The sequence below is a fragment of the Thermicanus aegyptius DSM 12793 genome (genome assembly GCF_000510645.1).
GTDB lineage: Bacteria > Bacillota > Bacilli > Thermicanales > Thermicanaceae > Thermicanus > Thermicanus aegyptius.
Map to the genome: position 1 here is coordinate 3,289,857 of NZ_KI783301.1, position 25,083 is coordinate 3,314,939.

General features: G+C 49.5%; 16 protein-coding genes and 1 riboswitch. Of the genes, 2 read left to right on the forward strand and 14 right to left on the reverse strand.

What is annotated here, in order from left to right; translation table 11 throughout:
- Positions 1-13: 13 nt before the first annotated feature.
- From THEAE_RS22280 to THEAE_RS0117585, 10 genes are all read right to left on the reverse strand, one after another.
- On the reverse strand, positions 14-1,705 hold the full coding sequence (locus THEAE_RS22280; protein ID WP_052330139.1) for a GGDEF domain-containing protein: 1,692 nt from the start codon (positions 1,703-1,705) through the stop codon (positions 14-16).
- Positions 1,706-1,776: 71 nt separating this feature from the next.
- The gene (locus THEAE_RS0117545) at positions 1,777-2,175 is read right to left on the reverse strand and encodes a hypothetical protein (protein ID WP_028988324.1); all 399 of its coding nucleotides are present in this window, start codon (positions 2,173-2,175) and stop codon (positions 1,777-1,779) included.
- 53 nt (positions 2,176-2,228) lie between these two features.
- On the reverse strand, positions 2,229-2,945 hold the full coding sequence (locus THEAE_RS0117550) for a response regulator transcription factor (RefSeq protein WP_005585770.1): 717 nt from the start codon (positions 2,943-2,945) through the stop codon (positions 2,229-2,231).
- Between the two features lie 131 nt (positions 2,946-3,076).
- Entirely contained in the window at positions 3,077-4,249 is a 1,173-nt protein-coding gene (locus tag THEAE_RS0117555; protein ID WP_039944536.1) for a sensor histidine kinase, read from the reverse strand.
- A 147-nt stretch (positions 4,250-4,396) separates the two neighbouring features.
- Positions 4,397-5,608, reverse strand: coding sequence for a methionine adenosyltransferase (gene metK, locus THEAE_RS0117560; protein ID WP_028988326.1), 1,212 nt, complete (start codon positions 5,606-5,608; stop codon positions 4,397-4,399).
- A 145-nt stretch (positions 5,609-5,753) separates the two neighbouring features.
- Positions 5,754-5,861: riboswitch (SAM riboswitch) on the reverse strand.
- 81 nt (positions 5,862-5,942) lie between these two features.
- Entirely contained in the window at positions 5,943-6,536 is a 594-nt protein-coding gene (locus THEAE_RS0117565; protein WP_156920663.1) for a hypothetical protein, read from the reverse strand.
- A 106-nt stretch (positions 6,537-6,642) separates the two neighbouring features.
- Positions 6,643-9,480, reverse strand: a complete 2,838-nt coding sequence (locus THEAE_RS0117570) for a S8 family peptidase (protein WP_028988328.1) — start codon at positions 9,478-9,480, stop codon at positions 6,643-6,645.
- Between the two features lie 68 nt (positions 9,481-9,548).
- Positions 9,549-12,158, reverse strand: a complete 2,610-nt coding sequence (locus THEAE_RS0117575) for an S-layer homology domain-containing protein (protein ID WP_028988329.1) — start codon at positions 12,156-12,158, stop codon at positions 9,549-9,551.
- A 190-nt stretch (positions 12,159-12,348) separates the two neighbouring features.
- Complete coding sequence (locus tag THEAE_RS0117580; protein ID WP_028988330.1) at positions 12,349-13,380, reverse strand: S-layer homology domain-containing protein; 1,032 nt, start codon at positions 13,378-13,380, stop codon at positions 12,349-12,351.
- A 228-nt stretch (positions 13,381-13,608) separates the two neighbouring features.
- Positions 13,609-14,196 carry a Uma2 family endonuclease gene (locus tag THEAE_RS0117585; RefSeq protein WP_028988331.1) on the reverse strand — a complete coding sequence of 196 codons (588 nt, stop codon included), beginning with the start codon at positions 14,194-14,196 and terminating at the stop codon, positions 13,609-13,611.
- Between the two features lie 416 nt (positions 14,197-14,612).
- Between THEAE_RS0117585 and darT the strand changes: the two genes are divergently transcribed.
- Both darT and darG read left to right on the forward strand, forming a co-directional pair.
- Entirely contained in the window at positions 14,613-15,257 is a 645-nt protein-coding gene (gene darT, locus THEAE_RS0117590) for a type II toxin-antitoxin system toxin DNA ADP-ribosyl transferase DarT (RefSeq protein ID WP_028988332.1), read from the forward strand.
- A gap of 17 nt (positions 15,258-15,274) precedes the next feature.
- Positions 15,275-16,336, forward strand: coding sequence for a type II toxin-antitoxin system antitoxin DNA ADP-ribosyl glycohydrolase DarG (darG, locus tag THEAE_RS21645; RefSeq protein ID WP_039945492.1), 1,062 nt, complete (start codon positions 15,275-15,277; stop codon positions 16,334-16,336).
- A gap of 50 nt (positions 16,337-16,386) precedes the next feature.
- Here darG and THEAE_RS0117600 read toward each other — a convergent pair whose 3' ends face one another.
- The 4 genes from THEAE_RS0117600 to THEAE_RS0117615 form a co-directional block, all read right to left on the reverse strand.
- Positions 16,387-19,524: an efflux RND transporter permease subunit gene (locus THEAE_RS0117600; RefSeq protein WP_028988333.1), complete on the reverse strand. Its 3,138-nt coding sequence runs from the start codon at positions 19,522-19,524 to the stop codon at positions 16,387-16,389.
- The gene (locus tag THEAE_RS0117605) at positions 19,521-20,753 is read right to left on the reverse strand and encodes an efflux RND transporter periplasmic adaptor subunit (RefSeq protein ID WP_028988334.1); all 1,233 of its coding nucleotides are present in this window, start codon (positions 20,751-20,753) and stop codon (positions 19,521-19,523) included. Before THEAE_RS0117605 ends, THEAE_RS0117600 begins: the two co-directional genes overlap by 4 nt.
- A gap of 143 nt (positions 20,754-20,896) precedes the next feature.
- The gene (locus THEAE_RS0117610; protein WP_028988335.1) at positions 20,897-22,069 is read right to left on the reverse strand and encodes a TolC family protein; all 1,173 of its coding nucleotides are present in this window, start codon (positions 22,067-22,069) and stop codon (positions 20,897-20,899) included.
- A 181-nt stretch (positions 22,070-22,250) separates the two neighbouring features.
- A complete protein-coding gene (locus THEAE_RS0117615; protein WP_028988336.1) occupies positions 22,251-24,914 on the reverse strand; it encodes an S-layer homology domain-containing protein in 2,664 nt (887 codons plus the stop codon).
- Between the last annotated feature and the right edge of the window lie 169 nt (positions 24,915-25,083).

Here is a 25,083-nt window from a genome sequence, read left to right on the forward strand (position 1 = left end):
GGGTTGAACTCGTCTAGGCGCCGTAGACGGCCACCCGGTTTCTTCCCTGATGTTTCGCCCCCACATACATCGCCCGGTCTGCGTTCCGCATCAGGGAGAGGGCATCCTCCGCATGTTCCGGATAGGAGGAGATGCCGATGCTCACCGTGATCCGAAGATAAACATCCGCCCCATCCCCCAAGTCTTTTTCAATGCGTAGGCGCATTTTTTCCACCTGCATTCGGATTCTCTCCGCAATCTCCACCGCCTCTTTGGAAGAGGTTCCCGGCAGGAGTATCGTAAACTCCTCCCCCCCGTAACGGGCGACGATATCCTCCTTCCGCACCGAAGCCTTAAGCTGTTCCGCCAATCCGATTAAAGCCCGGTTTCCCGACAAATGTCCGAAGGTATCGTTAATCTGCTTGAAATGGTCAATGTCGATGATCAGCAAACTTAGGGGTCGATGGTTCCTTTTTGCCTCCTCCACCTGCTCCTCGATCGCCTGGGAAAAAAAGCGGAAGTTGTATAAGCCGGTGAGTTCATCGGTAACACTGCGCCGTTCGGTGTAAAAAAAGGTTTGGGCGTTGGCGATGGCAATGGCGGCCTGATTGGCCAAAATCTGAAACAACGTGAGATCGGCACGGGAATACGCCTTTTCCCGCCAGCTTCCTATGAGGAGAAAACCGATGAGACGAGCATCGTACCGCAAGGGGGTTACGGCCAATGTGCCGCATCCTTTAAGGGAACCTAGAAGTCCCTCTCTCCTTTCACAGTCGATAAAAAACGGTTCCTTTCGATGCGTAAGCTCCGGCAGGATGCCTGATTCCTCCAGGAAAAAGGGGGATCGGATTAATCCGGTTACCTTTTCCCTCCCCTCTCCATCGGTGATCGCAGGGCGAAACTCCTTCTCATTTTCCCTCAGAAAGATGGAAAAAAGATCATAATGGAACAAATAGCGAAATCCCTGCTGAACGGCAGAAAGGGATTGTTGGAGATCCAGCTTAGAATTTAACGCGACAGAGAGGTTGTACAGCCTTTTTAATCGCTCCACCGTGATGCTCTTCTCATAATAGAGGCGAAAAAGAAGGGCAACGCCCATGACGGGGATGGCGAGAACCAGAAGCCCCTGCAGATTTAATTCCCTAAAAATGAGATAATTTAACCAGCCAAAAGGAACAGCGATCAGGTATGCAAGGAGAATCCAACGGATCGGTTTCCTTAAGTCCATGGAAGATTGACGGATAAACCGATAATAAAAACGGAGTAGAAAAATCTGAGTCAGGAAAAGGACCCCACTAAAAGACAAGAACCATATAATATCCCAAGGGCCTACAGGCCAGGGATGAAGCCTCCCTCCGATCAAGGAATAGAAGCCTGCGGCCGTTAAGGTAGACCAAACATACATGTTGGCGAAATAAAGGGAACGGATGAATGGATTGCCCAGGGCAAGGAGGATGAGAAGTCCTACAGCCCCATAGATCGTCGCCGCTACGAACGGCCCGTAATGAAGAAAGATGGGAATCACGAGAATCAGGGCTAATGAGATGGGGATCTTATCGATAAAAAATTCGTACTTCATCATCAGAAATAAAAGAATCGAATACCCCATCAGGGCAAACGCCTCTTTTCCGGACATTTCCGGAAAGTCCGTCCAAAAGAGAAATCCAAGGGTACCAGCCGTAAGCAAGGTAAAAAGGGTTAACCATTTCCCTCTCTTTCCCTCCATGTCCTTCCCTCCTTCCCGTTAGTTCTATTATACAAAAAACATACTAAAAAGAATAAAAAAAGTTCAGCCTGTTAACAAGCTGAACGGTTGGCCGCATTGCGCAAATCAATGAGAATGGGAAGAGGTCCCGACCCTTCCAGAAAGGAATGGGGCTTTTCCTCCTCCCCACCAGGGTGAAGAGAGATTTCAAACCCCCATTTCCCCCGGGAAAGCCGTTTCAGGATGGAAAGGGTGTCGTCCCGGGAACCGAAATCGATGGCGATGAACTGAACGGGAATCCCTTTGAGCCAGGACATCCAGGTGAGCGAACGAACCACATGCTCCACTTTCTGTTCCGAATCTTTGAGAAGAAGGATAAAGCGTATGGGGGAGGGATTGGGGCGATACCACCAGGAGAGGATTTCCATAAGGAAAAGAAGAAGGGAGATGAATCCATAGGTCGCAAGGCCTATAAGAATCATAACCTCCATCGAACCACCCGCCTTTTTACCACCATCCTATGCAGGCGGGCTTATCCCGGTGCCTAGTCCTTATGCCCTTCCTTCACATACGAGAGTTCAATCCAACCTTTCTTCAGGGCTTCCACAACGGCCTGCGTCCTGTCTACGGCCCCCATCTTCAGCAAAATGCTGGAGACGTGGTTCTTCACCGTCTTATCGCTGATGCCCAAGGTCTCCGAGATGGCTAAATTGCTTTTTCCTGCCGCCAGCAGGCGCAGGACGTCTTTTTCCCGATCGGTCAGGCGATCCCATGTTTTTTTATCCTGCATCGGCATGCGTGGATGCAGCTCATTTACCGCATCTTCATAAAGACGGCGATATTCTTTGATGAGCATTCCCGTCACCTTGGGATGTATGTAACAATCGCCGCTCGCCACAGCCCGTATTGCTTCGATGAGGGCCTCCGCATCCATCTCTTTTAACAAATAGCCGGAGGCGCCATTCTGCAGCGCACGATACACATATTGTTCATCGTCATGGATCGAGAGAATAATCACCTTAACGCCCTGGATCTCCCGGGTCACTTCCCGGGTTGCCTCCACTCCATTTAAGACCGGCATGTTAATATCCATCAGAATCACATCCGGAGAGGACTTCCGTACGTGGTCCACCAATTCGGAACCATCGCTCAACTCTCCGATCACCTCCATGTCCGGTTCCATTTCGATGATCCGCTTTAATCCATCCCGAAAAAGGGCATGATCGTCTGCAAGAAGAATCCGTATCCGCTTTCTAGCCATGAGAATTTCCCCCTCCTTATCATCTCTCTCATCTCATCGTCCTCTTCTCTAAGTGTAATGGCTCTTCTCCTTTTTTTCCAGAGAAAGACGTGAAAAAATTGTAGTATGAGAGAGCCTCCTGAACGGGTCAATCATGAAGGAGGGGGAGAGGACAAGATGGGAACTTGAATGAGGATCTCTGTTCCCCGCCCCGGTTTGCTCCGAATCTCCATTTCTCCTTGCAATAATTTTACCCTTTCCTTCATGCCGATTAAACCGAAGGAATTCTCCTTCTTTAGGGCTTCCGCAGGCATTCCTTTCCCGTTATCTTTGATGCGTATGGTGAGCTTCAGAGGCTTAAATTCCAGGAGGACCTGAACCATGGTGGCCTCCGCATGCTTTATGATATTGTTGAGGCTCTCCTGTACCAGACGAAATATGGCCACTTCCGTCGTAGATGGGAGGCGTTCTTCCATACCCACCACCTTAAAATCGATATATAGGTGATATCGATCAATATAGGCATCTACAAATTTTCGAAGAGTGGGAATAAGCCCCAAATCATCAAGGGCCATGGGGCGAAGGTCATAAATGATCTTTCGCACGTCGGAGAGACTGTCCCGAGCCATCTTCTTTAAAACCTGCAGCTCTTTTCGTGCCGTTTCCGCTTCGTTCTGGTTCAGCACTTTCTCCACGATCTCTGTCCTCAGAACCAGATTGGCAATCGACTGGGCCGGACCGTCATGCATCTCCCGGGCTACCCGCTTTCGCTCTTCTTCCTGGGCTTCGATGATTTTAAGCCCAAAAATATGGCCGTTCTTCGCATGTTCCAGCGCTTCCGTCATCCGGGCGATATCTCCCTGCAAGTAGCCCAATACCACGCTTACCTGAGACAGCAGGTTATCCGCCTTTTCGATGGTACGCTCCACGGTTTTCAGGCGTCGCTCCAGTTCATCCCTCCGTTTCCTCAGGTACTTTTCCCGCTCGGATGCAAGCTTCAGATCAATTTGACATTGGTTCGCCTGTTCATAAGCCTCCCGTATATCTTGTTCATTATACCGTTTGAAATTATGGCTTACCTCCATGAGCCGAAGGCGCATCTTTTTATACTTCGCTTCCAGCTGGTCATAGTGGTGGATGATTCTCTCTACTTCGGCCTGTACCTGGTCCAGTTCCTTTTTCAGATTCCCACCCTCCAGCCGTGCATTCTCCGCAATCTCAAAAATCTGCTCTTTACTCTTCTCCATGGTTTCGATGGCGTGAAGGATGACCCGATCCAAGGCTGCGCTTTCGAAACTTACCTGATGCTCTTCTTCCCGTTCCATCTTGATTCCTCTTTCTGTACGGCTTGCTTTCATCTTATCATATTCTTACGAATTTGGCTTTTAAAATCGTAGAAGCGGATGGGGAAAAAAAAATCCCTTTGCAAAAGCGCAAGGGATTATCTCTCCGTTCGATTTTCTATATCTCGTCTATTTCGCCAACATGGAGGCATCCTGTTGCAACAAGTCCGCCTTATCGGTACGCTCCCAGGGGAGATCCAGATCGGGACGTCCGAAATGACCATAGGCCGCCGTCTGCTTATAAATGGGGCGTCGCAGGTCCAGCATTTTTATCATGCCGGCTGGGCGGAGATCAAAATGCTTCCGAACCAATTTGACCAGTTCCTCTTCCCCGATTCTCCCGGTTCCAAAGGTATCGATGCTGATGGAGACCGGCTGGGCCACTCCAATCGCATAAGCCAGCTGTACTTCGCATTTGTCAGCCAAGCCCGCAGCCACAATATTCTTCGCCACATAGCGGGCGGCATATGCTCCGGAACGGTCCACCTTGGTCGGATCCTTTCCGGAGAAGGCGCCGCCTCCGTGGCGCGCATAGCCGCCATAGGTGTCGACGATAATCTTCCTCCCGGTAAGGCCCGCGTCCCCCTGGGGGCCGCCAATGACAAAACGACCGGTTGGGTTGATGAAATACTTAGTCTCCTCATCCAAATAGTGCGCCGGTACGACGGGGCGAATCAAATGATCCATCAAATCCCGGCGAATTTCTTCCTGACTCACCTCAGGATCGTGCTGGGTAGATACGACAATCGTATCGACGCGGACCGGCGTATCCCCCTCATACTCCACCGTCACCTGGGTCTTCCCGTCGGGACGGAGATATTGGAGGGTTCCACTCTTACGCAGTTCCGATAATCTCCGCGCGAGTTGGTGAGCCAGGGAGATTGGAAGCGGCATAAGCTCGGGGGTTTCCTTGACGGCAAAGCCGAACATAAGACCCTGATCCCCCGCCCCAATCGCCTCGATCTCCTGATCGGACATTCTTCCCTCCCGGGCTTCCAACGCCTGGTTGACCCCCTGGGCAATATCGGGAGATTGTTCATTGATCGATGTGAGAACCGCACACGTGTCCGCATCAAATCCATATTTCGCTCGGGTATAACCGATTTCCCGGACGGTATCCCGAACCAGTTTTGGAATATCGACATAGCTTACCGTAGTAATCTCCCCAGTGACGAGAACGAGTCCGGTTGTGACGGAGGTTTCGCAGGCCACCCGGGCATTGGGATCCTGGGCAAGGATCGCATCGAGGACCGCATCGGAGATTTGATCGCAGATCTTATCCGGGTGCCCCTCCGTCACCGATTCAGATGTAAAGAGATGGCGTCCTTTCTTTAGAGCCATATGAATTCCTCCTTTTTCATATCTATATTCGCCGGTACTCGTTCCTGTCCAGGGCCGCATTTATCTGATCTTTAAACTTTCCTCACTCATAAAAAAAATTCGCCTGCTCCTCCCTCTAGAGGAAAAGGCGCTCCTCCTTTACCCTCTCTTATCTCCAGCTCCTTCCGGAGCCCAGGTTAGCACCATTTCACCAGGGATGATGACGGTTGCCGGGTTTCATCGGGCCTGTCCCTCCACCTACTCAGGATAAGAGTAACCGTGCAAAGATAAGTTTATTACAGATTGAAATCACTGTCAAGATGTTAGATTGTCACGTACAATGTCCAAAAGGTTCTTATTGGGCGGGGGGAGGGGTGACAGAGTAGGTTCCACGGATCATGACGTAGCTGTACCCGTCGCTTCCCGAATTCTCGATGGAAAGTCCCCGGCCGTCGCTACGGGGAACTAAAAGGAGATGGTTCAATGGAACGACCGCCCCTCCTTTTACGTCTTTCCCCTCCGTTACATCCGGGATGCCGTCTCCTTTCTCTCCGGCGATCACCTTTGCCGTTCCGCTACGGACAATTAGCTCCGTCCCCTCCATGGCGATGATCTTTTGCCCCTTCACCAACTTCTCCACGGTGAGCATGGAGGGGCCTGTCCCGCCGTTGATACCGCCTGCGGGAGGATTTGTACCGCCCCCTCCTGCTCCCAATTCCTGTTTCAAGCTTTCCTTGGCCGCATTGATCTGTTCATCGACATAGCTCTTCGTCACGATGGGGTCATCGGCAGAGCCGGGCACGCCCCCACTGTCGGCATAAGCGGTGGTGACAAGGAATATGAGCACCAAGATCATCCAACCGATTTTCCGTCCCGTGAAACTTCTCTTCTTTCTCTCCCGCACGTTTCTACCCCTTTCTATCACGTCATATCTCCCCAGTCGTTTCAACGCCATATCCCCTTATTCCCTTTCATTCGCCATCGTTCGGTCTGAAGCTCCAACCTCTACTATAATATACCTCGATCAAGGGAAAAAAGTTGCGCTTAGCGAGCGATCAAAACCAGATCCTTTCGACCAACGTGGCCATCTCGGCCCGGGTGGTCAATTTCTCCGGTTTAAAGACTCCATTTTCATAGCCCTCCACCACCCGAAGTTGAATGAGGAAACTAATCTCTTCATTTGCCCAATACTGAAGAGGGATATCCTTAAACAGGTAAACGGCCAGATAGGGATTTACATCCATCTTATCGCTTCCCTTCGCCGGTTTTATCTTAAGCCCCCGGGCCACCATCGCAGACATCTCCGCCCGGGTTAAGGGAGCATTGGGACGAAAGCTCCCATCGGCGTATCCACCGATCAATCCCTTCTGATAGGCGCTTATGATGACAGGATAGGCCCAAAAACCGGTGGATACATCCCTAAATGGAGAGCGGACCGAGCGGGACCCTGGCGGCAGGTCGATCACCCGGGAAAGGAGGGTGAGAAACTCCGCCCGGGTGATGGGTTGGTTGGGGCGAAAAGTGAGGTCGGAGTATCCTGTAATAAGCCCTTCTTTTGCCAAGGTGTTGATGGAATCAAAGGCCCAATGGTTGCCGATATCCCGGAAGGCCGATTCCACCTTCCAGAGCACGAGGCGGTAAAGCTGGTTGGTGAAGCTTTTCGCTGCGTCGATGCGGAAATAATAGGTCCCTTTTTCTAACCAGTTGCTCATGGAAAAGGTGGTGCTGTTCTCATCCATTTTCTTTCGACCGATTTCTTTTAAGTTGCCGTTATACAGGATGACCTGCCCCTGAGACCCCTTTGGAAAGTTGGAACCATCCACGCGGTAGAAACCGGCCTGGGTAATGGAAAATTTGAACCAATCGTAATCGGCTAACGATCCGATGTGACCATAGACCGGCACACCAAGGGAAATTCCCTTCGCATAGAGCGGACTGTTATTCGGTTCGAAGGTATCTTTAAGAAGCGGCGTATAAGACCAAGTAAGGAGATATTCCGCATTGACCGCCTGGCCGTAAAAGTTCTCCACTCCGATGAGGAGAGTTCCTTTTTTGACGTTAAGAGAGATCTCCTCCGGTTGGGGACTGGTGATGGAGCCATTGTCTACCTTCCGCTCATCCCCCCCCGGTGGGATCACCCTAAGCACCGGGTCTAACTGAACCGTGTCCGCATTCACCTGAATCGTGATCTTCCCATCATAGGGAAGCGTTAAGCGATACCAGTCCACATCCCCGGCGAAGGAGATGGTGCCCGTCAACTTGCCGGCCGCAAGATTAATCTCCTTAGCCGTTTCTCTGGTGTTGTTGGGTTCAAAATCATCCCCATAAATGTGGAAGCGGTTCTCCAGGATATAAGGAAAGGGGGAAGTAACCGGAGAGAGGGCCTCCACCTTCACATACAAGGCTTCCTTCACCACCGGTACCTCTACGCTGCCGCTCCCCATCCAATCCACCCTCTTCACCAGCTTTGATCCTCCCTGATAGAAAGAGAGACGTACCGCCACATCTTCCTTTCCCGTACCGCGGTACGTGAAGGTATACTTCCCCTTGTACGGCGTTTGTAACACAAACCAATCCACATCTGTGGCAGAAGAAAGATTGGCCGAGATTTCCTTATTGATCGAGATGCGTTTCGCCGCCCCGCTCTGGTCATTCGGCTCCCAGTAATCGGCCTGCCAGCTATTGGTGAGACTCTTCATCCCGTCAATCAGCCCGTAACCTGTCTCCTGATCCCAACCTTTTGCATTTACATCGAGGGCGCTATGTCGGATCAGATCCCGGACCTGGGCAGGGGTATAATCGGGATATTTACTCATAATAAGTCCGGCTAACCCTGCCACTTGAGGCACCGCCAAAGAAGTTCCGGTGGCCGTTCCATAATCGCCGCCGAGAAACGTGGTATAGATTTTCTCTCCCGGAGCTACCACATCCAGCTCCGGCCCCCGGTTGGAAAAAGAAGAGACCTGATTGTTGCCGCCCACGGATCCGACCGCTAAAACGGTCGGATAAGCCGCCGGGTAACTGACCCGCTCGCCGTTATTCCCGGCGGCGGCCACGAGTAGAACGCCTTTGCCCTCCGCATAGCGCACCGCATCTTCCATATCCCTGGAATAACTGGGGTCACTTAATGAGAGCATAATGATCTTCGCCCCTTGATCCACCGCTTGCCGGATTCCGGCGGCTACGGTATAGGCATCGCCGCTTCCCAGATTATCCAACGCCTTGATCGGAAGGATTCTGACGCCGGAGAGGATTCCGGCGATGCCGATTTTATTATCCCGCGTAGCCCCGATCACCCCGGCGAGCTGCGTGCCGTGGCCGTTATCATCGGCCGGGGAAGCTCCCTTCTCCAAAAGGTTGAAGCCGGGGAGCAGGTTCCCCTTCAAATCCGGATGGGTAAAATCAACCCCTGTATCGATGATGGCCACCGTCAGATTGGGATTGGGGCTCACCTCCGCCATCGCTTGATCTAATTTCGTTTGCCGCAAGTAACTCTGATTCCCTAATCCCGGATCATTAAAGAGGGCTTCCACCTTCACCCGGGTGTTCGGCTGGAAATAGAGAATATCGGGATCCTTGCCCAGAATCTCCTCCGCCATCTTTTGATACTTCGGATAAAAGCGCACCTTCCCCGTCCGGAATTTTTCCTGCAGGTCTAGGATTTCATAGTAAGGGGACTCTTTCGCCTGGCCTCTCCATTTTACGATCCACTCGCCTGGAATGGCGTTTACCGGGGGTTGGATCGGCTTCTCCTCTAGAGAAGCTTGCCCGCTGCGGCCGACGTTCTCCATGGGGGTATTCCCCTCCGATAAGGCATAAACCCCGCCTCCGGTAAGGAGCAGCAATAGGACGATCAGGCTTAGCGAAAGCCCCCTCTTCACTGTACGGCTCATATCTCCCCCCACCTCAAAGGAAAAATGCACCCTGTCCCAGGGTGCCGCTTTCTATCTTTTTACTCTTCTTATTTTACTTCAATGGCGATCACTTTTCCATCGATGGTGTAATAGAAAATCTCGTCATTTTTCATCAAGCTGGAGAACGTTACCCAATAGCCTTTTCTCTTCACCACCGCATCCTTATCGAATGAGATCCATTTATAGGTGGTTCCTTCTTTGACATAAATCTTAAGATCCGGTTCGTCCACATAATCGACCAGCGCACGGTTCACCGTCGCCTTTGTAACGGTCGCCTGGGAGCCTACTTGCACCACCTGAACATAATCGCCGGTGATCAGGGAAGAGAGGGAAGCCGGTTTGAAGGTCCGCTCCGTCCCCGCCTGATCCACGACGAGGGTACCGGCCGTGGCATTCACGCTCTTCACCTGTCCGTATAACCTCTCTTCCCGTTCCACTCGGATCAGATCTTTCCCGATGAAGGAGAGGGAGAGGCGATCGCCCACTTTAAGATCCTCCCATTTCCCCGCCGTCCCGTCGGGATTAAGAAGAAGAGTCTGGCCCGTGTAGTTTGTATAATCGATATTTCCGTTCTCATCCTTTAATTTTAAGCGGTTTGTGGAGAGGGTTCGGTCTACCAATGTATAGATTCCCGTCTCCTTCACTCTGATCGAGGAGATGGAACCGTCGCTGTTCAGAAGGAGCTTCAATTCCGTATCCTTTGCCAACTGGCTCACCGTTAAGGAGGAGTTGGAGAAGGAGTAAAGGGTGAAGCTTCCGGACAGCGAATAGCGCCGCTCTCCGCTTCCCTCCCGGACGAGCATCTCCCGATTTGTAGAGTCATAGGAGAGGAACGTCCCTTCCCGGATCAAATCGAGGGAGATGACGGAGACGAGATTTCTGCGAAACTCCAACTGGACCGGTGTACCTACCGTCAACCTGCTCTCGCTCACCTTCTCCCCGTCGAGAAGAACCGTATAGTTCGGGTCAATGCGATAGGCTTTAAGCTCCCCTTTCTCATCCTCCACCGTAAGGATTCCTTGGGTCCGATCCATACTGACCAATTTCCCGCTCACGGCAGCGGGGGAGGTGCGTCCTGTAATCTCCAGTTTCTTCACATACCCTTTTTCAATCGTCAGTTTTACCTGATCCCCTTCCTTCACATCATCCAGGGTAGGATTTGTCTCCCCGCTCAGGAGGATCTGCACATCTTCCGCCAGGAAGTATCCCATCACTTCACCGCCCACTTGCAGGGTGATCAGTCCTTTTTCATAAAGTATGGCCACGACTTCGCCTGTCACTTCCGTACTATCCACATAGCTTAAAACGCGGATTTCCTGGAGAGGACTCACATTCCGATCCACCTCTACCCGGTCTCCCGGCCGCAGATCTTCCACTGTGGGGAACCTTCGCCCCTCCATCTTCACCACCGTCGCGTCGGAATAGATAAAGGTCATGAAATTCCCCAACGGATCCTTCAGGATTAACAACTTCTTATCGGCATCTACATTGACGACCTCTCCCTGAAACAGATTCCCGGAAGCGGAATCCTCAGGTTTTATTTGGAGAATCTTCCCCTGTGGGGCGGGGGTGTACGTAATGACCACCTTTACATTAAGGAAGACGGATAGATCCACTCCTTTTTGCCACCCGTTTCCTTGCCAGACTTCCGTCTGATCATCATACGGCAAGGTTTGAAATCCGCCGCCTTCATTTGCGAGAACCAACAGGTGTTGCTCCGGTAGGACCTTTGTCACGGTCCCCTTTGCCTCCTGGTACAGGGATACGTTTTCCGCGACCAACTCCAGAAAGAGGGCCTTATCCCCCTTTACCGCCACAGAGACCTGATCCCGGCTCTTCAGGGAAGAGAGGGGTTTGCTCTCTCCACCGGCGAGGAACAGGGTTTTCTCGTCGATCAGATAATCGGCCTGTTTTCCTGTGCGGTCGATGAGGGTAAACCGGTCACCGGAAACCTTCAAAACAACGCCCTCCACCTTTTGGGTCATAGGAGTGATGTAAGGGTCGAGGCGGGGGAGGAGGGTCGCCATCTCCGCCCGGGTAACCGTCCCGTTCGGGCGGAAGGTGTTATCGGCGGGGTACCCTTTCATCAGACCGTTTTTCACCGCCGCATTGACGAACCCCCTGGCCGCATTGGAGATCGTCCGGTCATCGGTAAATCCCGTCGCATTCGTCGCCATATCGGCGGCATCGCCCAGCTTCTGAATCGCCCGGATCAAAAGCTCCGAGATCCAGGCCCGGTCCGCACTCCCCTGCCAATCAAAAGCGCCTTGATCCACGTTGAGCCAGCCCATCTTCTTTCCGAACGCGAGGGCCTTGGCGGCCCAATCGGCCACTCCGCTCTTTTCCAGGCCAAGCCCGGGGAGGTAGAGATAAAGATCCGCATCCGGTAATCTCTCCACCTCTTCCGTAAGGCCCATGTAACGAAGGAGCATCACCAACGCCTCCGCCTTGGTCACGCCTCTGGACGGTTGATAGGAACCATCCGGATACCCTTGGATTACTCCCAGCGCATTCATCATGAGCACATCTTTTTGAAACCAGTCTCCGCTCTTCACATCCCGGAAGGGCCCCCCTTCCGCCGATACGGACATGGGAATTCCGCTTGCCATCACCATCAACACGAGAAGGATTCGTATCTGTTTCCGCCAGCGTTTCAATTCTTCTTCCCCTCTCTATCTTGATAAAAAAATCTGCCTAAATGGGATTCTTATAGAGAGATTCGACATAAAGAGGAAAAATCCTCCCATCTTGTTTGGAAAAGAAAAAAGCAGTCTGCATGAGACTGCCGCATGAGACTGCTTTTACGTTTACCTATAGGCGTCTTTCTGCATCTCTTTTTGACCGAGGCTATTTCCGGAAGGCATCCATGAGGCGGAAGAGGAGCGTTGCCGCCTCCGCTCTCTTCGAAATGCCCTTGGGCGCAAAGAGGTTATTGCCTATCCCGCTAATCAATCCTTTCTGTTGCGCGAGGACAACGGCTTCCTTCGCCCATGTTGCGACGGAGCCTGCATCGGAGAAGGAGGGAGTAAGCCCGGCCGCTTGATCGGTCAACCCTAAGGCACGGATCAGCATGACCGTCATCTCTTCCCTGGTTACCGATGCATTGGGATTAAATTTGCCGCCGCTGCCCCGGATAATCCCTGCTTTTGCCGCAGCCTCCACGCTGCCTGCAAACCAGTCGCTCTCCTTCACATCGGTAAATTGGCCGGTGTAAGCGCCCTTCGCAGAGAGCCCAAGGGCACGAACGAGCATGGTTGCAAACTCTGCCCGGGTTACTTTCCCCTCCGGATTGAAGGTATTCGCGGAACTCCCCTTCACAATGTTCTGGGAAGCCATCACTTCCACAGCATCCTTAGCCCAATGATTGGCGATGTCATCGAAGCTCTTCGCATATTCGATCAGGGCAAAGGTACCGAGTGTGGAGGTCTTCACCGTGAAGGCATTCGCCTGACGATCCTTAAGGTTCCCCACATAAGACCAAGCACCGGAAGTAGTGCGACTGTACGGACCCACCTTGCGGGCATCTTTGGCCGCTTCATCCTTTAACTTCAAGGTGAGGACGAGGGGCTCTTTCAGGGCGGTTCCAGGCTCACCGATGGTGAGGATCGGGGAGACAACCGTTGCGGCAGAGGCAGCCTGGATGGTTACTCCAGCTCCTTCCTTCGCCTTCTCCACCTTAATGGTCAAGGTGAAGGTGCCGTCTGCCCCGACGAACGCGGATAGGGAAGCCGCCGGAATCTGAATGTCCGCCCCATTGTTTTTCACGGTTAGCCCCTTGCCGGACTCCAGGAGTTTTTTGGCCGTTTCTTGATCGATGGTAAGGGCTAATTGGTCCAGAACTTGATCAATGTCTTTAAAGATCGAAAAGAAAATATTCATTTCCCGGTTCTCCGGGGATTTGAAAAACAGATCCAGCAGTTTCGATCAAAATGGAGGTGATCCGATCGTAAGGGGGTATAACAAGAGGGTAAAAAACGCATTTTATGACAGCCTATAATTTGGTACTCAACTACGAAGTGCCGACCTGGAAGGAAAGCAAGTAAAAAGCATCGTGTCATGCTAAAACCAATGGTTCTGATGTTTGATGAAATGGGGTATTTATAATCATCACCGGATTTCCGGCAATTCCCTCGTCAGATCATTCATGGTGAAGGATACGCACGGAATCTTGTCCGACCGCACCCGATCCTCCCCCGCATAAACATCCGCCAGATCATACACCTTGTCCGTTAGGATATATTGCTCCAGGGTAAAGTTGGTCAAATCCAGAATCCAGTATTCGGGGACCCCGTATTCGGCATACACCCTCCTCTTCTCCACCTTATCCCGCCTGCGGGAGTGTTCCGATGTGATTTCCACCACCAAATCGGGGCTGCCTTCTATTCCCCGGTTGGTGATGATGGAGATCCTAGAGCGATGCACCATCACCAAGTCAGGCTGACGCACCTCCGCATCGGAGAGAATTACATCGATGGGCGCACCGATGATCACATACTCTTGTCTGCACGTGGAATTTAACCGGTACTGAAGCTCGTAACTAAGGGTTTGGTGAATGACCCCAGGACTTGGGCTGATCAATTCCAGCCTGCCGCTCGCCACTTCATAGCGGTTGCCGTCGTCGGGCAGGTTGGCATAAACTTCATAGGTGACGAGAGGTTCTGAGACGGTCTCCTTTCCTTTTTTCTTATCATCCATAACGGCCACCCCCTTACACTCACCTTCCATATCTTTGATTTCAGTATATCATGCTCCGTAGGATCCAAAAAGCATCAATCCCTGAATAATCCCATGTTCCCAGCATCACAAGTACAACTCACGTTCAAATCTGCCTATAATGCCAATATCATTTCACAAAAACTACCTCATCAAAAAGAGAGGGAGAATCAATTACTTCTCCCTATAAAGATACGCCAAATTGTGATCTATTCTTAATTAATTGATATACACCCCCAAAAAGTTTATAATGAGAGTTAAATATATGTTTCTGTTTGGCTTTTGGATGACAAAATCATGACAACGAAGATACTGGAACGTAGATAACGGAACATCACTATAAGAAAGGCATGTACTTTCAACTTATCTTTTAAACTTTTGTGCGGAGATCCAGTTATATGAGTCATGATTACCCTGTTCCAACACCCATCTACCACATGACGCATATTGCAAATCTGAGAAAAATCCTGAAAGACCAAGGATTAAAGGCGCACAATCTAATCAAACAAAAAAATGTGGAATATGTTAATCTCGCTCACCAAAGCATACAAGATCAGAGAGCTACTACTCGTGTTCCATTATCACCGAATGGCACTCTCCACGATTATGTTCCTTTTTACTTTGCTCCAAGATCACCAATGCTTTACTCGATCACACGAGGTAATGTAGAAGGATATAATGAAGGGCAAGAACCTTTGATTTACATCAAGTCCACCGTACAAATCGCTGTTGATCGCGGTATGGGATGGGTGTTTACGGACGGTCATGCAATCATGTATTACTCTGAATTTTATAACAAATTATATGAATTACGTAACATCGATTGGAAACTAATGAGTGCTATTTATTGGAGTGATACTCCAGAAGATAATGATCGGAGACGCCGTAGGCAAGCAGAGTTTTTAGTCCATCATTTTTTCCCATGGTCTGCAGTTCAAGAAATTGGTGTCCTGAATAAGAAAAGGCAACAAGAAGTACAATCTATATTAGACCACTTTGACAGCAAAATACCTGTTCACATTAAAAGAGAGTGGTACTTCTGAAAAGGAGGTGCATGATGATGATTGAATATAAGAAAGGAAATCTTTTACAAGATAATGCAGAGGCATTCGTGAATACGGTTAACACAGTTGGCGTCATGGGTAAGGGGATCGCTCTGCAATTTAAACAGGCTTATCCGGAAAATTACAGGATCTATGAAAAAGCCTGTCGTGCAAAGAAATTTAATATCGGGGACGTATTAACTGTCCCCTTAGGAATGGTCAATCCTAAATATATTATCAATTTCCCCACCAAACAACATTGGCGTGAGAAATCAAAAATGAAGTACATTGAAACAGGACTTCAAGCATTGGTGAAAGAAGTAAAAAGCCTGGGCATTCAATCGATTGCCATTCCTCCTTTAGGATGTGGGAACGGTGGTCTTAACTGGGAAGAAGTAAGACCAAAAATTGAAAATGCTTTTGAAGAGTTACCGGATGTTCATGTTCGTTTATATCTTCCTACCGGAAGTCCAGATCCCGATAAATTGAAAATTGGAACTAAAAAACCTGATTTAACGGATTCACGAGCCTTGCTGATTGCCTTACTCGATCACTATTCCATTCCAGGTTATACGCTTACCTTGTTGGAGATCCAAAAACTTGCTTACTTCCTTCAGGAAACTGGCCAACCCTTAAAATTAAATTATAAGCGTTATTATCATGGACCTTATGCCGAAAATTTAAACTTTGTCCTTCAAAAATTGGAAGGTCATTACATTCGAGGGTATGGGGATCGCAATAGGGATGCTCAAATCTACCTGCTCCCTGACTCGGTAAAGGAGGCGAGAGAATTCTTGGCGAATAAGGATGAAGCGTTGCGCCGTTTAGATCGAGTAAGTGAAGTGATTAGAGGATTTGAAACGCCTTACGGGATGGAACTACTTGGTACCGTTCATTGGGTCATGAAAGAGAAGCCTTCTATTTCCAACAATGTAGATGAAGTAATAAAAGAAGTTCAGGAATGGAGTCCATATAAAAAGAGAACATTGAAAGAAAATCATATACGTAAGGCGTGGCAGCACTTAGAGAAACAAAGTATGATTCCGATTCCTCGCAACGTAAATGCCCCCACCACCTAAAAACCCCCGTCATCATTTGCGGATGACGGGGGTTTTTCATCTCGATCTGCTCAGATCTCGAGACTTTTCTCCTCGATCTTTCCCCTTTTCCGCCTCTTCCCGAGGTTCTTGATCCTAGTCTCCAGCCCGTCAAAATAGGTATAGACCACCGGGATCAGGACGAGGGTCACAAGGGTAGAGGTGGTAAGGCCGAAGATGACGACGGTGGCCAAAGGCGCTTGGGACTCCGAACCTTCCCCGATTCCGAGGGAGAGAGGAAGCATCCCCAGGATGGTGGTGAGCGTCGTCATGAGGATGGGGCGGAGCCGGCTGGAACCGCCTTCCACCAGGGCTTCCTCCCGTTCCATTCCCCGGCTGCGCAGGAGGTTCACATAATCGACCAGAACGATGGCGTTGTTCACCACGATCCCGGCCAGGATAATCAGGCCGATGAAGGCAGGAACGCTAAAAGTCCTGCCCGTTATAACCAGGCCGAGGACCACCCCGATCACCGTCGCGGGCATGGAGAACATGATGACGAGGGGATAGGTAATCGCCTCAAACTGAACCGCCATGACCAGGTAAACGAGGAAGACGGCGAGAACCAGGGCGAGGGCCAATTGGCTGAAGGAATCCATCATCTGCTCATATTGCCCGCCCATCGTGTATGAATAACCTTCCGGCATCTGTAAAGTGGATAGCTTCTTCTGAATCTCGGCCGTCACCTTTCCCAAATCCACGCCAAAAAGATCCGCCGTGATCTCCACCGTCCTTGACTGGTTCTCCCGGTTGATCTGGGCAGGAATCTCACCCTCTACCAGTTTCGCCACTGCCGAGAGAGGGAGATACCCTCCCTGAGTGGTCGGAACGGGAAGATTCTCCACCTTCGCCAGGTCATTCTTTGCTTCCTCCGGGAGGGTCACCCGGACATCGATCTCTTCCCCGTTCACCCGATAGCGGGTAGCGAGCTGTCCGTCGACAGCCGCCCGCACTTCATTCATCACCTGGGCAAAGGAGACGCCATAATAGTCCAGAAGATTTCTGTCGACGCGGATCTCAAGCTCCGGCTTATTCTCCTCCGCCGTCGACTTTACATTGCGTATCCCGGGAATCTCTCCGATCAGCTTCGTAATGGAAGAAGAGAGGTCGGCGAGGACGGGGAGTTCATTCCCTTTTAGCTGGATTTGGATGGACGTGCCTTGACCGAATCCACCGCTTTGGATATCGGAGACGGTGATCGTGGCATCCGCGTACGCTTTCCCTAGGGTGCGGATCTCCTCCATCACCTCTGCCGTCGTCCTCTTCCTCTCGGCGAGGGGTACGAGTTGGACGTAGAGGTTCCCCATATGACTGTTGGATGAAGGTGACATGGAGAAAGTCCCACCCCCTCCTGCGGTGGTGAAGAGGGTTTTCACTTCGGGAATCTTTCCGATCTTTCTCGCCAGATCATCCACCACCCGGTTCGTTTCAGACAGGAGCGTCCCCCATGGAAGTTCTACATCAACATTGATTTCTCCCTGGTCAAATGCGGGCATAAACTCCGTCCCGATCAAGGGGATAAGAGCAAAGGAGGCGATGACCAGGAAAAAGGAGAGGAGAAGTACCGTAAGACGGTGCCGCAGGGCAAAACGAATGATCCGCTTATACAGACCGGTCAGGCGATCAAGTCCTTTGGCCATCAGGTAGCTCGCCCAACCGATTGATTTGGGCCGTACTAAGGACGAGACGGGATTTACCTTCTTTAAAAGCAAACCGGCTAGGGTGGGAACCAAGGTTAACGCCACCACCAAAGCGGCGAAATTGGAAAAGGAGACCGTAACCGCAAGCGGGCGGAAGAGCTCCCCCGCCAATCCGCTCACAAAAACGATGGGAAGAAAAACGGCGATAGAGGTGAGGGCAGAAGCGATTACCGCCCCGGCCACTTCACTCGCCCCGGTGATGGCCGCCTCTTTCATTTCGAAATTTTGTTCCCGCTTTTTAAAGATATTTTCCAAAATCACGATGGAACTATCGGTCATCATCCCGATCCCCAGGGCAAGCCCCCCCAAGGTGAGCATATTCAGGTTCTCTCCATAAAAATAAAGGAGGAGAAAGGTGCTAATCACAGAGAAAGGAAGAGAAAGGGCGATGACAAAAGTGGAGCGGAGATTCCGCAGGAAGAGGTAAAGAATGAGGATGGCCAATACCCCTCCTAGGATCATGTTGTCGTTCACATTCCGGATCGACTGCTTGATGTAGGTGGAAAGGTCGTAGACCACATCCACCTTCACCCCATCCGGCAGCGTGGGCTTGATCCGTTCCAATGTCTTCAGGATGGCATTGGAAACCTCTACGGTATTCCCCCCCGATTTCTTCATTAAATCGATGCTTAGAGAAGGAGTTCCGTTCACTTTGGCGATGGAAGTCTCCTTCGCCAACTGTTCTTTGACGGAAGCGATCTCCTCCAGGGGAATGCTTTTTCCCAAGGGAGTGGGGATGAGGAGCTGTCGTATATCTTCAACCGATTGGTACTCCCCATTGATGCGCAGGGAAAGCTCCTGGCTCCCTTTTGTCATATTCCCGGCGGTGATGCTTAGGTTTTCTCCGCTTAACGTCTGGGAGATTTGCATCAGGGAGAGATGATATTGCTGCAGTTTCACCGGATCCGCCTCAACCACCACCTCCTTCTTGCGAACCCCGTTCACGTTGACGCTCGCCACCCCGGTGGTCCGTTCCAAAAAGGGCTGAATTTGGTTTTCCGTAATCTGCGTCAAGCGATCCAGATCGGTGCTCCCCGAGACGGAAAGCTGCATGATGGGAATCGCTTGAAGGTCAAATTTGAGGACCCTCGGTTCCTCGGCCTCTTTCGGAAGCAGTCCCTTCACGGCATCCACTTTTTCTCGAATCTCCAACGACTTCGATTCCATATTGGTGCCCCAATCGAATTCCATGATGAGGATGGCGGATCCGGTAGAGGCCTGTGATCGGAGGCTCGTTAATCCCTCCAATGTTCCCAGGGAACCTTCCAGGGGCTTTATCACCATCTTCTCCACATCCTCCGGTGCAGCTCCCGGATAGCTTACGGCGACGAGGCCAATTGGGGCCTTAATCTCCGGATACAGATCGATGGAGAGTTTGCCTAACGATACATAGCCCAATACCAGGATGGCTATGACGAGCATGATCACCCCGATGGGGCGGCGGACGGAAAGTTCAATCCATCTCTTCATTGTCCCGCACCCGCCACGATCTTAATCTTTGCCTTATCAGATAAGGAGTACTTCCCTTTGGTAACCACGCGGTCTCCTTCCTTCAATCCTGCTTTCACGATGGAACGGGCGCTGTCCAATGTCTCTACGGTGACCTCCTGAAGAAGGGCTTCGTCACCCTTTACGATATAGACATAGGTTTTCCCCTCTTTTTCCAAGAGAGCGTCGTTGGGAACGACGAGATACTCTTGACCAGGGATGGTTAGCCGCGCTTCTCCCGTTAAGCCTGCGGAAAGGAGCTTATCTTCGTTTTTCACCGACACTTCCACCGGATAGGTCTTGGTGTTCTGAACAGGCGTAATCCCGATGAAACGAATCGTTCCGTTCACTTTCTTCTGCAAGGAGGGGACCTGAATCACCACCTCCATCCCTTTCTGAAGACGAAGGAGGTCCTGCTCCCACACCGTGAAGGTGAAGAGCATCTCGGCACGGTCAATCACCCGGATGAAGGGAGCGGAAGGGCTTACCATCTCCCCAACATCTCCATTGATCTCCGCCACTTCCCCGTCGATGGGTGAAGTGATGCGGGCATCGGAAAGATTCCTCAGGGCCGTCTCATAGGCGACCTGAGCCTGGTTGACGGTGGCTTCCATCGCTTTAAGTCCTGCGTCCCCCTTGGCTGTGGCAAGCTGCTCCTGGGCCAGTTTTAAGGCGCTCTCCGCCTGGCGGAGGGCATTCTCCGCCTGCTCCCATTCGCTGGTGGATATGGCTCCCGAATCCTTCAGATTCTTCATCCGGTCCGCTTGTTTCTTCGCCTCATTGTAATTTCTCTCCGCGTTCTGTTGGTTTAGCTCCGCTTGGGTAATCCCTGTCTTATGATTGGCGAGTCCTTGGTTATAGTTGGCCTTGGCGCTGTCTAATTGGGCTTTCGCTTGTTTTACTTGCTGTTCTACGTCGGAGGTATCCAACGTTGCCAATATTTGCCCCGCCTTAACCTCCTCCCCTTTTTCTACCGAAAGCGTCAGAAGCTTACCCGCAAATTTTGGTAGAATCGTATAGTCCTTGATGGGCGTAAAACTTCCGGTATAATTTTTTCCGGTTCCCGTCTTCTCCTTACTCACGATAACCACCTCTACGGGGATGGATGGCGGTTCATCCTGTGTATCGGTGGTGGGGGCTGTCGGGGAACAGCCAACAATTGAAACCACCATAAACAAGGTAAAAATCGCAAAATTAATTTTTTTTTGCATTATCTCCCTCCTATTTCTTTTCAAGATACATACCTTTTTAATAATTTAATAAGTCAAGCCCTTAAAAATCGTTCGTATGTATGATTCTTTCTGTTCAACGCTCTTTTTCTAATCGTTTGATTTTAACTACCTATACTTCATTTTTAATAAAGAATTGTTCCCACTGTATTTCCCAAGCGTGAATAAGCGATCCAAACTTGGTAAATTTGATTTGTTTCATCCACTTGAGCTTGGGTAAGTTCCAAACGGGCATCAAGAAGGTCCTGAAGGGGGACAAGACCGTTTTCGTAGCGGACCTCCATCAATTTGTAAGCTTCTTCCGAACGAGCCACCCGCTCTTTGGAAATTTTCATCTGAAGTAATGCGTTCTGGTAAAAGGTATAGCTCTGTGAAACTTGTAATGTAATGGCTTTTTGGCTCTTTTCTACTTCTAATTTTGCTTTTTCCGCTTCTAACTCTTTCTCTTTTTTGGCCTTTTCTCCTCCATCATAGAAATTGTAATAATATTTCTGATAAGTTTGTGATATCTTTTCTGCGAAGGACTCATCAGAGAGCAAGATTTGGTGGTCAATTCGCTTCTGAAGTGCGGTTTTGACCAAATCCGAGAGGGTTGTAGTTAGTATCGGGAGATCTTTTTCGAATTCCACCACATTTACCGGTTCACTTAGGGAATTTCCGATACGTGAATTGAATGCCATCGCATTTAGAGAAAGGTTTGTCTTTGCTTGCTCCAACTGGATCTCTAGCTCCTTTACCTTAGACTCTGCTTGAAGGAGAGAATATTTCGATTCTACTCCTGCTTCCATTGAGCGGCGGGCCATATCCAGTCGATTTTTTGCGTTCTCATAGGCTTGCTGAACCACATCCAGCTGGTGTTTTGCGTTTAAATAATCAAAATAAGCCGTTTCTGTTTCTAGTTTTATCTCTAATTTCTTAAATTCTTTCTTTTGATCCATCATTTCCAATGAATGTAACAGCTTTTCTCCCTGGTACTTCATCTCATACAGTTCTGCCCGAATCTCCCCTTTCGCTTTAGGATTCATGGGATTTGCATGTTGTTCGTTCACCATCTCCTCAATCTCAACATCTAATTTCCTTCCCATGTCCATCATTTTTTCATTTGCAGATTTGTATAACTCTTTATCCAGGTCCATTTCTTTTAAATCCGGATCATTTATGATGGCCTGTTGAATCGCCTGTTCGAGAGTAATAGGCTCCCAATCTTTTTCTTCTCCATATGAAAAAAAAGGTTGCATAACGAGAACTGAAATAATGAACCCTAGAAGAGCCAATTTATTAAATAAAGACCGATTCATCGTAAGCCCCCTCCATTACCTTAAAAAAGTCTCGCTTTCATCAATATATCAATAAGTATACAGAGAAGCGCAGGGAGGAAAATCAGTCTCAAGGCGGATAAAATGAAAAACATGAGAAATCATAAAAAAAGTGGGGCATCCGAAGATACCCCACATTTGGCTTCATGCTATCATTCTACGGCTACTCGGTAATCACAATCACGTCTGCAACAAACGTTGCCCCATCTGCACTTAAAGCAGCCTTTGATGCATAATTAGTATCTTTATATGTTGTGCTGCTGTAAATCTTTAAGGTTTGACCCTTTGCTAGATCGCCGATCGAAGATAGCACCACATCGTCACCTGTTGCATCATAAACGACAGTGTCATCGGTCACGACTACGGTAAATTCAACTTTCACGTTATTTTCATCATAGAAGCGAACCGTCAACACATTGCCGTTTTTGGAAACTACATAAGGTGTAGCGCTCAGTAAATTACCATTGGCGTCAGTACCATAGTTCTTACCGAGGTAATTCAATTCGTGAACTGAAACGAAATCTGTTCCGTCGGTCGTGTACTCAACGACGTCTCCACCGATCACATTTTTCCCTTGATATACGTCATCAAGGACAGATCCTTTATAGTTCTTTGTCGCACCGCTGGAATCCAGCAAGCTGAGGTAGATATCACTGCTCTTATACCGGCTCAGTACATAGGCATAGCTACTATTCGATGCAATTTGGCTATTCACAAGAATAACCTTAGCGAAGCCACCTGACGAATAAATATAACCGGAATAGCTTCCAGATGCATTGAGCAGTTGGTCTCTTGTAGCGGCAACATAATCACCGGGGGCAGCCAGACCGAGAATTACGGTGTTGTCATCGACGATAATACCGTTTACGGTGCTTGCCTTTTTGTTGATGTTGAGAGCAGAGAAAGTGAAGTTGTCTGCGAGGAGCTGGATCTTGCTGATATTACCGTTATCATCCAAGCTGTAGGTGATAAGATCCCCAGCGGATAATTTACTGTAAATGTCACTCAAATCTTGGTTATAGCTATTGGTTACACTTACAGTTGTCGTGGGTGTTACCGTCTTATCTTCAACCGTCAGCTTCTTAGCCAGATCCAATACTTTCTCTTTGCCGTCGCGGTCTGAAATTTCTACAACTGTGGCATTATAAAGGTCATATTTCTGGCTACCAAGAATTACAGCATAGTTTGTTGAGGTGGTGGTGCCGCTATTCGTCTTAATTCCGGCAACCTTTCCGTCCTTGTCAAGGAACAAGGTTACATTCTTGTCAACAAAGTTGCCCAATTCGTCTACTAGCAAATTGTCTCCATTATCTACGTCGATCGGCGTATTCTTGTTAAGCAAATATTTCTTACCGTCTACATAGATGGATTGTTTGCCGTATCCATCTCCTGAAGTAACAAAACGTTCAAACGTTCCGGTTACAGGATTGGATGTCGCGTAGAGAACAAGTTCCTTTTTATCAGCAGAAGTATAGTACTGAACCACATCATCTTTCTGGAGATCCGTAAATTTGGCTTCTTCTCCATTACGGATAATGGTTACTTGGTCATAATCATCAACACTAATTGTTGGTGAATCGGTAAGAATAAGTTTGTTGTTCTTGGTGTCTACTTCGGAAACAACTTCTGGACCTTGGTAATTTTCACCAATCACAGCCTGAACCTTCCCGTTGCTGTTAAGGATGAGGGTAACGGAACTTCCTTCCAGGTTATCATCGGAAACCTTCAAGTTTCCAAGAGCAGCAGCTACCCTGTTAAGGAAAACATAATACGAACTATCAAGTTTGTATTCCGTACCATCAACCTCAATAGTCCCTGTTCCAATGTTCGTGACTTTCCCCGTCACTACCTGATCGGCGGTGGTTACATCTTGTGTGTAGAAGACTTTGCCGTTGGAGTTGCTATAGATTTTAACAGAATGCCCCAGCTTGGATAGGTCAACCTTAAAATTGCTGTCCAGAGAATAGGTTGATACCCAACCACCATAGGCGGCTTCGGTAACAGTAATCTTGTCACTTGGTGCACCAAACATGCCCGGTACTCGGGTTAAGATTACTCCCTCGCTAACATCCCTGGATGGAATTACCGTTACCCCAAGGTTGTCGGTAAGAAGGGTTTTATCTGTTTGTCCGTAAACCAATTCGCCCTTATTGTTGGTTGAAATTAATCCCCACTTGTAGATGTCCAATGCATTATCCGCCAAGAGGGCAACTTGGGCCCGGGTAGCAGCACTGGTAGCTGTGACTGTCACTCCTTTAGTGAGGGACAAATCATAGGCTTTTACAACATAATTTGCCGGCCAAGAACCGGTAACAGTGGCATCGTACCCAAGGGCACGGATTAAAACCGCCAAAACTTCAGCCTGGCTTACATTCCTGTCCGGCTTAAAGGTTCCATCCGTATACCCTTTAAAGAGGTTTTGATCTACCCCTACATTAATGTAGCCGGATGCCCAGTTATCCGCTTTAACATCTTTAAATTTGGTGTTAGCCACAGACATCTTAGCTGCGTCGCTCAAGCCAAGAACAGCTACGACAATCTTCGAAAACTCCGCACGGGTAATAGGCTGATCCGGTCTAAAGGTGCCGTCCGGATACCCGTTCAATACGCCGAGAACGGAGAGACGTTCAACAGCATTGGAGAGTTTCGTATCATTTACATCAGTGTATTTCCCTTGTTCTGCCGCGAAGGCAAAAGCCGGCACGAGCATGGTGAAGACAAGGGCAAACACAAGCAAAGAAGATAATTTCTTCTTCATAGACTTCTTTTCTCCTCCTCTAACACGTTTCGTTTGTTTTAAAGAATAGTAATGGCTCTGTTCTCGCATTATGTATTCACCCCCTCTCCTGAGATGAGCTCGGATTTTTCTCAGTACCTAAAGGTTTGATGCGATACGCATCATGGGACAAGCAATGACGGGGTACTCTATCATTATACTAGCAATCCCCGTGATTCGTAAAGAGCAATCTGCGAATCTTCTTATGGTTTGCTTGCCG

What these genes read in the sequence shown, in the direction of transcription:
- THEAE_RS22280 (WP_052330139.1), bottom strand. Translation starts at nt 1,705, where the DNA reads ATGGAGGGAAAGAGAGGGAAATGGTTAACCCTTTTTACCTTGCTTACG.
- THEAE_RS0117545 (WP_028988324.1), bottom strand. Translation starts at nt 2,175, where the DNA reads ATGGAGGTTATGATTCTTATAGGCCTTGCGACCTATGGATTCATCTCC.
- THEAE_RS0117550 (WP_005585770.1), bottom strand. Translation starts at nt 2,945, where the DNA reads ATGGCTAGAAAGCGGATACGGATTCTTCTTGCAGACGATCATGCCCTT.
- THEAE_RS0117555 (WP_039944536.1), bottom strand. Translation starts at nt 4,249, where the DNA reads ATGGAACGGGAAGAAGAGCATCAGGTAAGTTTCGAAAGCGCAGCCTTG.
- metK (WP_028988326.1), bottom strand. Translation starts at nt 5,608, where the DNA reads ATGGCTCTAAAGAAAGGACGCCATCTCTTTACATCTGAATCGGTGACG.
- THEAE_RS0117570 (WP_028988328.1), bottom strand. Translation starts at nt 9,480, where the DNA reads ATGAGCCGTACAGTGAAGAGGGGGCTTTCGCTAAGCCTGATCGTCCTA.
- THEAE_RS0117580 (WP_028988330.1), bottom strand. Translation starts at nt 13,380, where the DNA reads ATGAATATTTTCTTTTCGATCTTTAAAGACATTGATCAAGTTCTGGAC.
- THEAE_RS0117585 (WP_028988331.1), bottom strand. Translation starts at nt 14,196, where the DNA reads ATGGATGATAAGAAAAAAGGAAAGGAGACCGTCTCAGAACCTCTCGTC.
- darT (WP_028988332.1), top strand. Translation starts at nt 14,613, where the DNA reads ATGAGTCATGATTACCCTGTTCCAACACCCATCTACCACATGACGCAT.
- darG (WP_039945492.1), top strand. Translation starts at nt 15,275, where the DNA reads ATGATTGAATATAAGAAAGGAAATCTTTTACAAGATAATGCAGAGGCA.
- THEAE_RS0117600 (WP_028988333.1), bottom strand. Translation starts at nt 19,524, where the DNA reads ATGAAGAGATGGATTGAACTTTCCGTCCGCCGCCCCATCGGGGTGATC.
- THEAE_RS0117605 (WP_028988334.1), bottom strand. Translation starts at nt 20,753, where the DNA reads ATGCAAAAAAAAATTAATTTTGCGATTTTTACCTTGTTTATGGTGGTT.
- THEAE_RS0117610 (WP_028988335.1), bottom strand. Translation starts at nt 22,069, where the DNA reads ATGAATCGGTCTTTATTTAATAAATTGGCTCTTCTAGGGTTCATTATT.
- THEAE_RS0117615 (WP_028988336.1), bottom strand. Translation starts at nt 24,914, where the DNA reads ATGCGAGAACAGAGCCATTACTATTCTTTAAAACAAACGAAACGTGTT.